Below are 15,576 nucleotides of genomic sequence, written 5' to 3' on the forward strand. Positions count from 1 at the left end.
AGCCGTGGGGGCGGGGGACTTCCGAGCGCAAGAGGGCCCACTCGGCTGTCAGCCAGAGCTATCCTTAGCGCGAAAGCCCCGGTGGACCGCTGACCGTCATGTCGCCGGGGCTGAAACGTACCCGGCGGTCTCTGGCGGTCAGGGTGTTCAACAGCCGCCTCATGGATGCAGCCAGGTCTGTCAATTGATTGTGCGTGAGGACGTGATCAATGGGCCAGAGAGACTGGGGCAGCGACCGTCGGCTGACCGCGATCAGCAGGGGTGGGCTTTCGGTTCCGGCACGCCAGGCGGTCATCGACGGACAGATCCTGCCGGGCGGTGCGGTGCTCGACTATGGATGCGGACGTGGGGACGATGTGCGCGCGCTGGAGCACATGGGGTGTGAAGCGGCCGGCTGGGATCCGTTCTACCAGCCGGAAGCGCGCTTGGAGCCGTGCCCGGTCGTGCTGCTGACCTATGTCCTGAACGTGATCGAGGATCCGTCTGAGCGGCGGCGCACCCTTCAGCGTGCCTGGGACCTGGCAAGTACGGTCCTGATCGTCTCCGCGCGCCTGACTTGGGAGCGGTCCAAGGTCAACGGCGAGGAGTTCGGCGACGGCCTGCTGACCCGGCGCAACACCTTCCAGCACCTGTACGGTGCCAGCGAGCTACGGACGTACGTGGAAGAAGTCACGGGTGTCCGCGCCGTCTCGGCCTCACCTGGGATCATTTACGCCTTCAAGGACGACACAGCACGGCTGAGCTACCTGGCGCGTCGCATCATCGCGGACGACCAGTGGTTGGCCTCGGACGACACGACCTCCGCGATTGCCGCGCTGGTCGACCATGTGGAGCGTCGCGGCCGGCCACCGCGGCTGGAGGAAATGCCCTTGCCCACGGCCCAGTTGTTGGGACATCTGCGTCCAGCCGAAGTGAATCGGCTTGTGCGTGAATCCGCCGACCCGGCCAAAGTGGACGAGGGCGCCAAGCGGACCACCCTCAATACGCTGCTGTTCCTCGCGGTCGAGCTCTTCAACGGCCGGGGACCGTTCACCAGCCTGCCGTTGACGGTGCAGCTGGACATCCGTGCGTTCTTCTCGTCCTACAAGGAGGCATGCCAGCGTGCAGATCGCCTGCTGCTCAAGCTGCGGGACGACACCTACGTCCGCGGGGCGATGAATGCCTCCGCGGTGGGCAAGTTGACACCCACCGCCTTGTACGTTCATCGGCGCGCTGTGGAGCGGATGCCCACGGTGCTGCGGCTGTATGAGCATTGTGCGTCGATCGCTGCCGGGCGCCCGCAGGCATGGACAGTGGTCAAGCTCTGCCACCGGGGGCGAGCGGTCAGCTGGCTGGACTATCCCGACTTTGACTGCGACCCTCATCCCCGTCTGCTGACGTCCTACCAGGTGGACCTCACGACGTCTGAGACCTCCCATCACTCGTACGGCAGCCGCGAGAACCGCCCGCTGCTGCACCGCAAGCACGAGTTTCTCCACCCCGACGATCCGGACGCCGCCAAGTATCGGCGGCTGACCGAGGCCGAGGTGCGGGCCGGCTTGTACGCGCACCCACACCTGATCGGCACCGAGAATGGCTGGGAGAGCGAACTCGCCCGCTGCGGACGGGCCCTGCGCGGGCATCGCCTCATCCGCGCATGTGAGTGAGGGGAGCTCAATAGCTCGGCTTCAGCTTCGCGACCCCTCGGGCCAGCTCCTCCACGTCCAGGTCTGTTGCCTGCCCGGGGGTCCAAGAGAAGCGCAAACTTTTCGAGACCGCCTCCTCGGGCAGTGCCATGGCACGGAGCACATGGCTGGGCGTGAAGGAGGCGCTGGTGCACGCCGAGCCGGTTGCAACCGCGACCAGGTTTTTGAGAGTGACGAGGAATGCCTCGGCGTCCACGTCCTCGAAGGACAGATTGAGGATGTGTGGAACGACGTGCTCCTGGTCACCGTTGATCTGGAAGCTCGTCGAGGCAAGCCCGGCCAGGAGCCGGGAACGCAGATCCTGGGCAGCGGCCTGCCACTGGGCGTGCTCGGCTTCGAAGATCTTCGCCGCCTCGGCCAGCCCCATGATCAGGGGAACGGGCAGGGTACCGGGACGCAGTTTTCGCTCCTGGCCGCCGCCGAACATGATGGGCTCGAGGGGGACCCGCTCGTCGTCCATCTCCTCGCGGCGGCGGGTGACCAGGGCTCCCACACCCTTGGGAGCGCCGATCTTGTGCCCGCTGATGCTGATCATGTCGATGGGCGTCGTGAGGTCGCTGGGTACCTTGCCGTACCCCTGGGCGGCGTCCACGTGCAGGTAGGTGGGGGTGGCCCGCAGTTGCTGCGCGAGCTCGGCGACCGGCTGGATCACACCGGTCTCGTTGTTCACATGCATGAGAGATACCAGGAGGGTGTCCGGTCGCAGCCGTTCCATCACCGCTTCCACCGAGATCCGGCCGGAGGGGCCAGGTGTGAGGAAGTCGACTTCGAACCCGCGGCTGGCCAGGTGCTCCAGCGGTTCGAGTACCGCCTTGTGCTCGATGGCGGAGGTGATGATGTGGCGCCGGCCAGTGCGTTCGCCGTAGGGGGCGAGCCCGAGCAGGGCGATATTGTTGCTCTCCGTGGCGCCGCTGGTGAAGATCAGCTCGTCAGGCTCCGCACCCACTGTGCTGGCCAGGTACTCGCGGGCCCGCTCCACCCCGCGCTTGGCCCGGGTGCCGTACTCGTGGCGGCTGCCCGCATTGCCGAACTCTGCAGTCATCCAATGCAGAACGATATCGGCCACCCGCTGGTCCACGCGCGTCGTCGCCGCCGCATCGAGGTACGTCACCATCGAACCCAATCCACCTTCGAGCGTTAATCTGCAGGTCCTGTACGTCATTTACCTGACGTACGATAGCGTGAGTGGGTGGGATCTTCTGTTGCTTCTCAGCCCGTGGAACCGGCCACCTCTGCCGGTTTTGAGTATGTTTTTCCGGCTATCCGTGGCATCCAGGCCGGGCGCGAGTTTTACGTGTCCATGTGCCCCCTGCGGCTCATCCCGAAGATCTTCCTCTTCGACGAGGACGAGCTGGCACCCGAGGTGCGCGCCCAGCGGATCTTGAACAAGGGGCGGCTGCCAGCGCTGACGCGCTACCTCGTCGACAACCCCACCGATTACGTCTTCAGCGCGCTGACGGCCTCCGTCGACGGCGACATGCGCTTCGAAGGCATCGCGGACAGCGGCGTAGGGATGCGGGCCGGCCAGATCCGGATCTCGATGGCCGCCCGGTTCCTGATCAACGACGGTCAGCACCGGCGTGCCGCGATCGAACAGGCGCTGAAGGAGAACCCTGACCTGGGCGAGGAGACGATCGCCGTGGTCTTCTTCCACGACGCCGGACTCGCCCGCTGTCAACAGATGTTCGCCGACTTGAACCGGCATGCCGTGCGGCCGCCGCGCTCCATCGGGGTTCTGTACGACCACCGTGACGATCTGGCGACCACGGTGCGGCTGCTGGCGATGCGCGCGCCAGTGTTCAAAGGCTTTGTGGAGATGGAGAGTTCCACGCTGTCCCAGCGCTCGCGCAAGCTGTTCACCCTGAGCTCTGTGTACTACGCCACCCAGTCCCTGCTGCAGGGCCTGGAGATCACGAAGGACCAGTCCCGGGAGCTGGCTGAGGCGTATTGGGCCGCGGTCGATGCAGTGATCCCGGAGTGGAAGCTGGTCCGACGCCGGGAGCTGTCGCCGCCGGACGTCCGCCGCGACTACCTGCACACCCACGGGATCGCGCTGCACGCGCTGGGTCGGGTAGGTAATTCCCTGCTGCGCAAGTCACTAGCACCGCGGAGCTGGACGCCGACGCTTAAACGCCTGTCGTCGGTGGACTGGTCGCGCGCCAACACCGACTGGGAGGGGCGCGCGCTGGTCGGCGGACGGGTGTCCAAGAGCCACCAAAACTTGACCTTGACCGTGAATTACCTGCGCCAGCACCTGAAGCTCGAGCTGAGCGCCGAGGAACAGCGTGTAGAAGACGCTTACCTGCGAGGAGAGTCATGAGCACCCCCAAGGCGGCGCCTTTCCAGGACCAGCCCCTGGCGGAGGTTGTCGAGGAGTTGACGGAGGAGATCCGCGAGCTCTACGTCGCTGATGAGGTGCCGTGGGTAGTCGGGTACAGCGGCGGCAAGGACTCCACCGCCGTCCTCCAACTCGTGTGGCTCGCGCTCAAGGACCTACCGGCCGAGCAGCGCACGAAGCCGGTGCATGTGATCAGCACAGACACCCTGGTGGAGAACCCCGTCGTCTCCGCATGGGTAGGACAGTCCCTGGACACCATGCGCGACGCTGCGCAAGAACAGCAGCTGCCCATCGAGTCGCACAAACTGACCCCGGAGATCAAGGACACCTTCTGGGTCAGCCTGATCGGCAAGGGCTACCCCGCGCCCCGCCCGAAGTTCCGGTGGTGCACCGAGCGGTTGAAGATCAAGCCGTCGAACGCCTTCATCCGGCGCGTGGTGCGCCGGCACGGCGAGGCGATCCTCGTGCTGGGAATCCGCAAGGCGGAGAGTCAGGCACGAGCACGGGCGATGGCCCGGCATGAGAGGGGGCGGGTCCGCGATCGGCTCTCGCCCAACGGCAACCTCCCCAACTCCCTCGTCTACAGCCCCATCGAGGCGTGGTCGACAGAGGAGGTCTGGGCGTTCTTGATGCAGTACCCCAATCCGTGGGGCCACAAGAACAAGGACCTACTGACCATGTACCAGGGTGCGTCGGACGACTCCGAGTGCCCGCTGGTCGTCGACGACAGCACGCCTTCGTGCGGTGACAGTCGCTTCGGGTGCTGGACCTGCACGCTGGTGGAGCAGGACAAGTCGATGACCGCCATGATCCGCAACGACGACGAGAAGCAGTGGATGCGACCATTGCTCAAGCTCCGCAACGAGCTCGACGACGTCACCAAGGAAGCCCAGACACGGGACTTCCGCCGCATGAACGGCAACGTGCAGCTGTTCGGCGACCGGCCCATCCCCGGCCCATACAAACAGTCAGCCCGCGAGGACTGGCTGCGCAAGCTCCTCGCCGCCCAGGCCCAGGTCCGCAAGAAGGCACCCGAGCACGTGCGCAACATTGAGCTGATCTCGATGGCGGAGCTGCAGGAGATCCGCCGGATCTGGGTCTTCGAGAAGCACGAAGTCGAGGACTCCCTGCCGCAGATCTACGAGCAGGCGACCGGCGAGAAGTTCCCAGGACTGCCTCTCGACGAGCAGCTCGTCCTGGGCGCCGAGGAGATCGGCCTGCTCAAGGAGGCCTGCGAGGACGATCCGATCCACTTCTCGATGACCCGTGAGCTCCTCGCGATCGAGCGCCAGTATCGGACCATGACCCGGCGGGCCGGCCTTTTCGAAGCCCTGGAGAAGGCGATCAAGAAGGGCTACTACGAGGACGCGGACGACGCGCTGCGGTTCGCCAAGCGGCTGCAGGAAATGCGCGAGAGCGACCCGACACAGACGACGCCGGACGAAGAGATCACCACCGATGCACCTGCATAACCTCACACTGCACGACTTCGGCGCCTACCAGGGCCGGCAGAGCCTGGACCTTCGCGTGAAGCCCAAGCGCCCGATCGTCTTGATCGGCGGTCTGAACGGCTGCGGCAAGACGACTCTGCTCGACGCCATCCAGCTCGTGCTGTACGGGCCCAGGGCCCGCTGCAGCGGGCGCGGCAACCGCTCGTACGACACCTACCTGCGTGAGAGCATCAACCGGGCGGCCGATCCGCAGCGCGGCGCGGAGTTGCGGCTGGAGTTCTCAATCACCGTCGAGGGCCGTCCCCGCACCTACGAGGTGGCCCGCACCTGGTTCGCCAAGGGCAAGCAGGTGCGGGAGAGCCTCGCCGTCACCGTGGACGGCAAGTACGACGACACGATCAGCGAGACATGGGCTGAGCACGTCGAGGAGATCCTCCCCCTCGAGGTGGCGTCGCTGTTCTTCTTCGACGGCGAGAAAGTGGAACAGCTCGCCGACCCCGAGCGGGCCGCCGACGTCATCGAAGCCGCCGTCCAGTCCCTTCTCGGCGTCAGGGCCGTCGAACAGCTGCGGACTGACCTGCTCGCCCTCCAGCGCCGCCAACGGCTGTCGCAGGAGGATCAGGGCATCCTGGATCAGATCCGCGACTTCAAGGACAAGTCACAGGCCGCGGCCCAGGAGCTCTCCGACCAGAGCCAGCTCCTAGCGCATGCCACCTCGCACCTGGACGTCGCCCAGGCCCAGCTCGCCAAGATAGAGCGCGACTTCGAACGCGCCGGCGGAAGGCTCTACGAGGAGCGACGCGGGCTCGAGGCCGCGAAGGAGGCCACTGCGGAGCGTCTGGCCCAGACGCAAAAGGACCTTCGGGGCCTCGCCGAGGGGCCGCTGCCACTCCTGCTGCTGCGTGAGCAACTGGCAGCGCTGCAGGAACAGGCCGTGCGCGAGCATGAGGCGGCCGAAGCTCGTCAGGTCATCGGCATCCTCGAGAGGCGTGACGCCTGGCTGGTCGACCAGCTGCCGGACGGCGTGCCCGCCGCGGACCGTACGGCGCTGAAGAGGAAACTGACCGCGGACCGCAAGAAGCGCGCGGCAGCCACCGAACTGGACCTGGACCTGTCCCTGCCGCCCGATCTCCCGCAGAAACTGTCAGCGCTCGACGAGATGCTGGAGACGGACTCAGCCCGCGCGGCAGAACTCCTTCGCTCCGCAGATAAGACCGTGCGGGAACTCCAGCAGGCTGAGCGCCAGTTGGCGGCCGTACCCGACGAACAGCAGATCAAGACCCTGATCGAAGACCGCCAACAAGCCTCCGAGGCGGTCATCGTCGCCCGCGCCACAGTGGAGCATCACAGGGCGCTGGTTGCGGAGGCCAGGTCCCGGCATGAGCGCCTCGAAGCGGACCTGGAGCGCGCGCGACAGAAGAGGGTCAGAACGTTTGTCCGCGAAGAGGAGCTTCAACGCGTCATCACCTATGCGGACAAGGCCCGCAACACGTTGGAGCGGTTCGGCGAGGCGCTCCTGCTCAAGCACATCAGCAGCCTGGAGGTGGCTGTTCTACGCAGCTTCCAGACGCTGATGCGCAAGAGCGGGCTGATCAAGGATCTACGGATCGACACCGACAAGTTCACGCTTGCGCTGACCAACCGCGACGAGGAACCCATCGACCCCGCCCGGCTCAGCGCGGGAGAGCGGCAACTGCTGGCCATCTCGCTGCTGTGGGGACTGGCCAAGGTCGCGGGCAACCGTCTACCCACAGTGATCGACACCCCGCTCGGGCGTCTGGACAGCCGCCATCGCGAGCACCTCGTCGACCGCTACTTCCCGCACGCCGGCCGACAGGTCCTCCTCTTGTCCACAGATGAAGAGATCGACGAGCACCTCCTTCAGCGGCTGAGGCCGTCCATCGCCCACAGTTACGTCCTCGTGCACGACGACACCACATTCACCACCCGCGTTGCGAAGGGCTACTGGTGGACCGAGGGAGCCTTGCATGCCGTCTGAGATCACCATCCGGCTGTCCCAGGCCGCCAAGGACCAGCTGTCCTGGCTCAAGCGCCACACCGGCCTGACACAATGGAACGAGCTGTGCCGGTGGGCGCTGGCGCTGTCCCTGCGCGACCCCTCTACCCCGCTCGTGCGAGAGATCACCACCGACTCCAACGTCGAGATCGCTTGGAAGACCTTCGCTGGTCCGCACGGTGACGTCTACCTGTCCCTGCTCAAGCAGAGGTGCGTCGCTGATGGGGACGAGCCCACCGACGCCGCCGTGGCCAAGACGCTGCTTATCCACCTACACCGCGGCATCGGCTTCCTCGCCGGACGCCAGGACCTGCGCTCCATTCAGAAGCTCATCGCCGTCACCGCCGAATAGGGCAACATCTGCCAGGACCCGTCTCCCTCATCGCTCGGGAGGCGGGTCCTGGTGTGTATGTCGCCGATGGCTGCCGACGGATCGTCAAAAACCTTTGTGCCGCGCTGCAACAACTGTGTCTGTCACCCGACCTATAGGGGCGAGGAGGCCGTTGGGCCGAAGCAGCCAGCTTCGAGCAAAACACCGTCACCTGTCAGTCCGTCAAGTAGTCTCAAGCGGACAACTCCATAACACCGCTTCATTTTTCGGACGTGTGCCACCGCATGGGGCCCACCACCAGGCAACCCGGAGCGAACATGATCAGCCACCCCGTCGCCGGGGCGGTCACTGCTCTGCAGAAGCAGGCGCTGGCCAGCCGCGACACCTACGAGCTCGACCGCATCGATCGCGCCCTCGACGAGCTCCTGCGCAACCCGACAGACACCTCCACCCCTGCTCAGCACCGCATCCGGTCGGCGATGGGGCACGCGTACGAGGCGCTGGAGCGTCGCCGCGCCATCGCCCCCGTAGTCCCGCTCAACCACGAGCGGGCCGACCACGGGCACACCGACGCCCGCTACCTGGTCGTGGAAATCATGGCGTGGCTGCAGGCCGAGCCGGAACTCGCCAGCGCCGAGCGCGTCCTGCTCGACGACCTCGCTCATGGCCACGACGCCACCTCCATGGCCCGCCACCTCGGTGTGCCGCTGCCTCGGATGCGCGAGCGCATCAGCCGCGCCCGACGCCACGCCAGGACGCTCTGGCGCAACGCGGAGGCTGCGGCGTGACCCCCAGACCCATGCGGCTGCGGCCCTGGCTCGTACGCGCCCTCATCCCGCCGCAGCGGATCGGCACCTACGTCCTGTACACAGCGGCTGGCCGCCCTACGTACATCGGCCGTAGCGACACCGATGTCCGCCGACGGCTCCTTCGGCACTGCACCAACCGGCACGGCGACTACTTCACCTACGACGTGCACTCCAGCGTGGCCGGGGCCTACGACGTCGAGTGCGCGCTGTTCCACCTCCTGGCGCCGAATGTGTCCAACCGCATCCACCCCGACCGGCCCGACTTCCACCCCACGCCGTGCGCGTTCTGCCTTCCCAGTCAGCGCGCCGCGCGACAGGCCCGCCTCCACGCCCAAGCCCAGGGACGCCATGAGTCCCTGTCCACCGACGCCAGCTAAGGACCCATGATGACGACCCCGCTCTTCCTCTCCCCGGACGACCATCGCGCCGAACTCATCCAGGTGGACCGCGCACTGGACTCCATGCGCGACGCCGGCTTCGACCTCACCGCCGCCATCGGAGAGCCGCTGGACAACTCCATCGAGGCCGAAGCCACTTTGATGCGTGTGCTGCCGGTCTTCGGCCGCGGCAAGAAGACGATCGACAGCATGATCATCGCCGACAACGGCATCGGCATCGACCCCACCCAGATGCACCATGTGCTCTCCATGGGCTACAGCAGCCGCTACGGGAAGCGCGAGGGACTGGGACGGTTCGGCGTCGGTCTCAAGCTCGCTGGCCTCAGCCTGGGTGAGCGCATCGACATCTACAGCAAGCAGACCGGCAACCCGAAGATCTACCACAGTTACATCGACCTGCAGGAGATCCGGGACGGCAAGCAGCAGTACATCACCACCACCGAGGCCCAGGTCTGGCCCGCGGAGGCGGCCAAGCTGATGGTCGGGCGCGACGACCGGCCGTTCGCCTCCGGAACGGTCGTGGTGTTCGGGAAGATTGACCGGCTTTCCAGCGGCGGCACTTACGGCACCTCCCTCGACCAGAAGATCTCGGAACTGCGCAAGTTCATCGCCCGCGCCTACCGGACCTACATCGACACTGGTCGGGTGTTCGAGCTGGACGGCAAGGTCGTCACGCTCCACGACCCGCTCTTCCTCCGGGACAACCCCAGGATCATCTCCCGCTACAAGCCGCTGGACCCGCGCGGCGAACTCATCGAGGAAACCGATCTGACCATTGACGGCCACAAGGTGCACGTCGCGGTCGCCATCGTCCCCAAGGAATTCCGCCCCTGGCAGGGAGCGGGCGGCGAGACGGACCACAAGGGCCAGGACATCACCGAGTTCCAGATCAATGCCGACAACACAGCCAAGATCAGCATCCTGCGCAACGGCCGCGAGATCTACTACGACATCATCCCGCGCCTGCTTGAGGGCGGACGCAGTGACAAGGTCCTGCGCTACGTCGCGGTGGAGGTGAGCTTCCCTGCGGAGCTGGACGAGTACTTCCAGGTACGCAACGTCAAGCGCGGGGCGGAACCGGTCAGCAAGCTGCGGACCGAACTGCGGGAGTGGCTCAAGCCCCCGGTAAAGCAGGCCCTTAGGCAGGTCCGCGCTATGTGGAAGGAGACCGAGACCCAGAAGCGATTCGAGGACGGCGAGCACAGCGGCAGCATGGACACCGCCTCCAAGGTCGTCCCCGCCCTTCCCAATGGCCTGGCCGGCCGGGGGGCGACCCCCGAGCAGGAGGAGAAGGTGGTTCAACAGGCCGCCGCGGACATGGGCCTGGACGCCAACGAGGACGCTGCCAAGATCGAAAAGTTGCGCGAGCAGATCAACTCCAAGCCCATCACGCTGCTGGACGCCCAGTGGCCAGGCAAGGAGTTCCTGGTGATCCACCACCTCAACGGCAAGTCCGTGGTCAAGCTCAACCACCGCCACGCGTTCTTCGACAAGGTGTACGCGCCGTTGAAGAAGGTTGCCGACGAAGGCGCGCAGGGCATGGAGCCGGAGGAGCTCACCGACCTGGCTCGTCGAGCGGAGGCGGCCATCGACCTGCTCTTCATGGGCTACGCGCGAGCGGAGGGTATGTACGAGGACCCCGAGCGCTTCGACGATCTGCGCACCTACTGGGGCATGTTCACAGAAGCGCTGCTGCGCGAGGAATTCAAGGACCAGTGAGGCGGTGTGGGCGGGTCGCGTTCAGCGACCCGCCCACGGCGCCGCTTCCGTGCACCACCGGCCGCCGATGTCCGCGCGAGGGCCCAACTCCCGGACCGCGTACAGCCGTGCGGCCCCACGAGCACCTTCTCCTGCCGCCTGCCGCGGCACGACCGTCTTCAGAGAGGCAACGTAAGGATGTATGGCGCAGGCTCCAAGATCACCTTCCGTGACTACGTGCAGGGCACCTGGGGCAGCTTTGACACTCCTGCCGGCCGGGTCGACTACATCATGACCAAGGCCAGGCTCGGAGGAGACGCCGACGCGCCCGAGCGGCAGCTCACCAAGAGCCTGGCCCCGGTTCGGGAGGTCATGGACCCGGGGGATCTTGACTTCAACCAGCTGCTTCAACGGGACCTGGACGATCACCGGGTGGCTGTCAACCTCATCCCGTACCTGCTCAAGCAGAAGTCCACCGGTCCGGCGTTCTTCCCTCCGATCGTGGCGGTGCTCCTGCCGTTTCAGAACAAGCGGCCGACCGCCTTCCCTGCGCTGGGGGCCCCGACTTCGGTCGAGCATGACGATGCGCCATGGCAGGAAGAGCGGGCCGCCAACGCCTTCCGGGTGCACCGTCTCCTCGACGCCGACGGACAGCTCCACGGGGCAAACCTGGGCAAACTGTGGTGGAACCAGTCGGAGTCGAGCCTGGTCGTCCTCGATGGCCAGCACCGGGCAATGGCGCTGCTGGCCATCGAGCGGACTCTCTCCCGTAGTTGGCAGGGCAGCGGCGAGAAGTTCCGCCCCTTCTACCAGCACCAGGTCGAGCACCTGCTCCACGAGTACCAGGTCTCCGAGGTGGACTTGGCGAAGATCGAGGTGCCGGTGACGGTCTGCTGGTTCCCGGGTGAGACTGGCGAGTCCTCTCGGGCGCATGAGGCGGCACGCAAGCTGTTCGTCGACGTCAACAAGGAGGCTCGCCCTCCGAGCGAATCCCGGATCATCCTGCTGTCCGACGGCGAGCTGTCCAACGTACTCACCCGCAGTCTGCTGAGTGCCCTGCGTGGCCGCAGCGGCACGTATCTGCCGCTGTACGCCGTGGAGTACGACAACCCCGAGGTGAACACCAGCCGCCCCGCCCGCTGGTCAGTCATGACGAACATCCACCTGCTCAAGATGGCCGTCAACCGCTGCATCTTCGGCCCGCCCAAGTACCTCACGAACCTTGCTCAGCCGATCAGCGGCAGAGAGAAGGGCGAGGAACGCGACCGCTTCATGCGCACCCAGCTCGACCTGGTCAGCCTCCTGCCGGAGTACCTCGACGACGCCGGCTACCCCTACGACCTGGACGGCATCGGCGACACCAAGTTCCCCCTCGGTCGCTCGGAGGCCCTGGCCAGCAGGTTCATGGACACCTGGGGTCAGGCAATCCTGACTCTCCTGTCGCGGACCGCGCCGTACGCCGCCCACGCAGCCAGCCTCACCAGCTTCAAGGACAGCTGGCACACCGCGAACACCCACGCCCAGCTCGCACATGACGCTCTGTTCGGCGGCGTCGGGATCTACTGGACCCTGCGCGACAGCTACGACCACTACCAGGCCAACCGCACCCAGGACGGCCCGAAACCGCCGAAGTCAGACGTGATCCGGGCCTGGGAGGCCCAAAAGGAGAAGGAGAGCGAGTTCGACGAGCACCGCGCCCACGAATACCTGGGCTCGGTCCGACCGGACGCCGTCAGGCGCTGCAAGATCGCCTTCGGCGTCTTCAACACGCACGCCTGCCAGCTCGGCATGATCATGACCCTCGGCTCCCTGTGGGAGATGCGCAAGAACCAGCCCGGCGGCGCCGACCTCAAGGATCTTCCTGCATTCGCGGAAGCCCTGGTCACGGCTTGGAACACCTTCTTCGGGATCGACCGGGGCCGCGCACGCGACCGCAGGTACGCCTTCAGCAAGGACTGCAGCAACCCGATAAACCAGATCGCCAACATGGACACCCCTAACGCGGTGTACTTCCGGTACTTCTGGATGCAGGCCCTCACCATGCCCTCGGTCTGGCAGCACATCTCCCCATGGCTGACCGATCGAGACGCCTTCGATGCAGGGCTCGGCGACGCCCGGCGCCTCTACCTGGATCTGTGCATCAAGCAGCAGTCCAAGGCCCTGGAGATCAGCCAGCCCACGCTCGGGCCCGACAAGCGGGAAGATCAGGCCAAGAAACTGGCCACCAGCGCGCTCAAGAAGGCCCTCCGCAACTGGTTCGAAGTGTCGGACCAGGAGTTCGAAGCATGGCGGGCCGACCAGCCCGTCCGGGCCACCCAGGTCGAGCTGGACCTGAACGAGGAGAATCTCTCCGGCTCAGGAGAAGATCTCGACAGTCAGTAACCCCGAGGGCGGGGCGGTCAGCAAACCGCAGAGCCCGGCACCGTCGCAGCCCACCCGCGGCAGTGCGAACCGCCCCGCAGCTCAGACGGTGCGATGCGCTGTCCCTCCGGGCCGGGTCTCCGACCTCGTCTGGCTGCTCCCACATCGACCTGAGGGTAAACCAGAGGGACTTCTAAACCGTTAGTGCAAGAATTACGAGATCAACTAAAGCTCTCGTGTAGCATGCTCTCTGATTGGCAAGGACGCCGTCGGAAGAGAGCAGGTCAGATGAACGAGGGTAACTCCCTGTGGTCGGCCGCACTGTTCGGCCAGGACACATTGCGGATCCAGGGCGCAGTGGAGGCCGGCTTGCTCGACACCCGCGACGCGATGCTTGACGTCCACGCAGTCGCCCGGTCCGGGAAGCAGTACGCGGCAGCCGGCGCCCGTATGACCAACCAGTTCGACAGGGTCGCCGAGCGCGTCCTCGACCTGGAGATCGACGGCACGCGCATGGTGCCAGTCGGGACCTTCTACGAACTCGTGCTGGTCCGCAACACCTTGCTGTACCCGTTCCGCATCGACACCCAGAAGCGCTCCGACCCCGGAGAGAAGTGGCCCCGGAAGATCACCAAGATCGTGGCTGAGCTGTTCTCCGCATTCAGCCCGCAGGCGCGCTGGACAGAGGAGGCGTTGCCGGGAATCGGCGTTGAACCGCCTGAGCCGGATCTACGGCGGTCGCTGGCTGAGCTCGCCGAGCTCAGTCCCCGGCCGGCACTCGTACTGATCCCCTACGTAATGAACCTCTCCGGGCTGCACGGCGCCTGGTGGGGGCAGGCGAACTTGCTGGACGGTGCGGGTCATCTCGACTGGGCCTCGCGGTTCACCGCTCTCTCTGTTGAACAGCCCGGTCGCCCGGCCTCGGTGCCACATTCGCGTGCCGCGCAGCCCGTGTTCGACTCCGGCGAGCTCCCGCGCGTGATGCTGGCCACCCGCTCCGAGCCAGAGCGGAACATGATTCGTAAGCTGGACCTGCCGGTGGCGACCGAGCATGAGGCCTCCGAATCCGACACGGCGAAGAGTGATGAGCACTGAACAGCCCGCGCTCCCAGGTGTCGACCATGCCGACCTTCATGACCTGAACCGCGGCTTCGAAGCCGCGCGGCTCACACAGGCCCGGCACCTCGCCGGGCTTACCAAGAAACAGGTGGCCGACGCCATCGGGGTCACGGCCGCCGCGGTCGGGCAGTACGAGACGGGAAGCAACAAGCCCCGACCCGAACTGATCGGAAGCCTTGCCGCGGTGCTGGATGTTCCCGCGAATTTCTTCCTCGCCGGCAGGCCCATAGGCACGTTGGACGCGTCCATGGCCCACTTCCGAGCACTGCGCTCAACCTCCGGTGCCCAGCGCAACCGTGCCCTGGGTTACGCCGGCCAGGTCTGGGAACTCACTCATGCCCTGGAGAAGCGGGTCAGGCTCCCCTTGGTTAATCTGCCCGGATTTGCGGGCGGGGAGGTACACCCCGGAACCGAGCTGCCCGCCGAGCCGATCGCTGCCGCCCGGGCCCTTCGCCAGCATTGGGGGCTGGGCCAGGGACCCGTGGGGCACTTGGTGAGGCGGATGGAGTCCCACGGGATCGTCGTCGTCTCACCTCCGGTGGACAACGCGTTGAGCAAGGTCGACGCCTTCGCCAGCGCTGGCCTGCCCAGGCCACTGGCCATCATCACCGCCAACCGGGCCGACGACGTCTACCGGTACCGCTTCAGCGCCGCCCACGAGCTGGGTCACTTGGTGTTGCACGCTACAGCGACGGGTGACGCCCAGCAGGAGCGGGAGGCCGACACCTTCGCCGCGGAGTTCCTCACTCCCAGGAACAGCATCCTGCCGGTACTCCCACGACGCCTGGACTTCACGCAGCTCGCCACCCTCTCTCGTACCTGGGGCGTATCGGTTCACTCGCTGGTCTACCGGTGCCGCGAGCTCGGACTGATCTCCGATTCCACTGCCAGCCGCGCCTACCAGCGGCTACGTGGCCTGCGCCAGCAGCCGGGCTTTTCCCCAGAGCCGGTCAGCCACTTCCCCGGCGAGCAACCAATCATGCTGCGCTCCGCTTTCGAACTGGCAGAGCAAGACACCGGCTTGACCATCCGGGACCTGGCACATGAGCTCGCCTGGAAACCGGCGCGAGTCCGAGAGCTGTTGGGCCTGCCAGACACCCGACCAGTCCTCCGGCTTGTCTGATGTTTGTTCGCATCCCAGTGGGAGAGAAACCCGCTTTCAGATTGGCCATCGCAGCTGGAATACGCCGCCGTGAATTGGGATTGGCTCCTGTCGTAGAGACGGCGGGAGAGTGAGAAGCCGTATCTCAACCGATCATGGAACGTGCAAGTCGACAGGTTTCCCGCCGGGGTGATCTTCTGGCGGTAGGCACATGAAGACAGGGCCCCTTGGTAGCTCGGAGGTGCGAACCGAACCGAGCAGCACCAG

Annotated in this window: 12 protein-coding genes; 11 read left to right on the forward strand and 1 reads right to left on the reverse strand. The window is 65.9% G+C overall.

Annotated elements, in window-relative coordinates; translation table 11 throughout:
* The first annotated feature begins 209 nt into the window (after positions 1-209).
* Positions 210-1,646, forward strand: coding sequence for a DNA phosphorothioation-associated putative methyltransferase (locus ACFYTE_RS36295; protein ID WP_388719890.1), 1,437 nt, complete (start codon positions 210-212; stop codon positions 1,644-1,646).
* A 7-nt stretch (positions 1,647-1,653) separates the two neighbouring features.
* On the opposite strand, the gene dndA is transcribed toward ACFYTE_RS36295, so the two are convergent.
* Positions 1,654-2,799, reverse strand: a complete 1,146-nt coding sequence (gene dndA / locus ACFYTE_RS36300) for a cysteine desulfurase DndA (RefSeq protein WP_388719893.1) — start codon at positions 2,797-2,799, stop codon at positions 1,654-1,656.
* A gap of 102 nt (positions 2,800-2,901) precedes the next feature.
* Here dndA and dndB point away from each other — a divergent pair, with 102 nt between their 5' ends.
* The 10 genes from dndB to ACFYTE_RS36350 all read left to right on the forward strand — a co-directional run bounded on the left by dndB (position 2,902) and on the right by ACFYTE_RS36350 (position 15,330).
* On the forward strand, positions 2,902-4,005 hold the full coding sequence (gene dndB, locus ACFYTE_RS36305) for a DNA sulfur modification protein DndB (RefSeq protein WP_388719896.1): 1,104 nt from the start codon (positions 2,902-2,904) through the stop codon (positions 4,003-4,005).
* Positions 4,002-5,495, forward strand: a complete 1,494-nt coding sequence (gene dndC / locus ACFYTE_RS36310) for a DNA phosphorothioation system sulfurtransferase DndC (protein ID WP_388719899.1) — start codon at positions 4,002-4,004, stop codon at positions 5,493-5,495. The genes dndB and dndC overlap by 4 nt, the downstream gene beginning before the upstream one ends.
* Complete coding sequence (dndD, locus tag ACFYTE_RS36315) at positions 5,482-7,473, forward strand: DNA sulfur modification protein DndD (RefSeq protein WP_388719902.1); 1,992 nt, start codon at positions 5,482-5,484, stop codon at positions 7,471-7,473. The genes dndC and dndD overlap by 14 nt, the downstream gene beginning before the upstream one ends.
* The gene (gene dndE, locus ACFYTE_RS36320) at positions 7,463-7,843 is read left to right on the forward strand and encodes a DNA sulfur modification protein DndE (protein WP_388719905.1); all 381 of its coding nucleotides are present in this window, start codon (positions 7,463-7,465) and stop codon (positions 7,841-7,843) included. The genes dndD and dndE overlap by 11 nt, the downstream gene beginning before the upstream one ends.
* A 296-nt stretch (positions 7,844-8,139) precedes the next feature.
* Positions 8,140-8,610 (forward strand): hypothetical protein, encoded by a 471-nt coding sequence (locus ACFYTE_RS36325; RefSeq protein WP_388719908.1) that lies wholly within the window; start codon positions 8,140-8,142, stop codon positions 8,608-8,610.
* Positions 8,607-9,008, forward strand: coding sequence for a GIY-YIG nuclease family protein (locus ACFYTE_RS36330; protein ID WP_388719911.1), 402 nt, complete (start codon positions 8,607-8,609; stop codon positions 9,006-9,008). Before ACFYTE_RS36325 ends, ACFYTE_RS36330 begins: the two co-directional genes overlap by 4 nt.
* Before the next feature lie 9 nt (positions 9,009-9,017).
* A complete protein-coding gene (locus ACFYTE_RS36335; protein WP_388719914.1) occupies positions 9,018-10,748 on the forward strand; it encodes an ATP-binding protein in 1,731 nt (576 codons plus the stop codon).
* Positions 10,749-10,925: 177 nt separating this feature from the next.
* A complete protein-coding gene (locus tag ACFYTE_RS36340; RefSeq protein WP_388719917.1) occupies positions 10,926-13,109 on the forward strand; it encodes a hypothetical protein in 2,184 nt (727 codons plus the stop codon).
* Between the two features lie 267 nt (positions 13,110-13,376).
* Positions 13,377-14,183, forward strand: a complete 807-nt coding sequence (locus ACFYTE_RS36345) for a hypothetical protein (RefSeq protein ID WP_388719920.1) — start codon at positions 13,377-13,379, stop codon at positions 14,181-14,183.
* Positions 14,173-15,330 carry a helix-turn-helix domain-containing protein gene (locus ACFYTE_RS36350; RefSeq protein ID WP_388719923.1) on the forward strand — a complete coding sequence of 386 codons (1,158 nt, stop codon included), beginning with the start codon at positions 14,173-14,175 and terminating at the stop codon, positions 15,328-15,330. Before ACFYTE_RS36345 ends, ACFYTE_RS36350 begins: the two co-directional genes overlap by 11 nt.
* Positions 15,331-15,576 lie beyond the last annotated feature (246 nt).

It is taken from the genome of Streptomyces sp. NPDC004629, from assembly GCF_042873595.1.
Classification (GTDB): Bacteria; Actinomycetota; Actinomycetes; order Streptomycetales; family Streptomycetaceae; genus Streptomyces.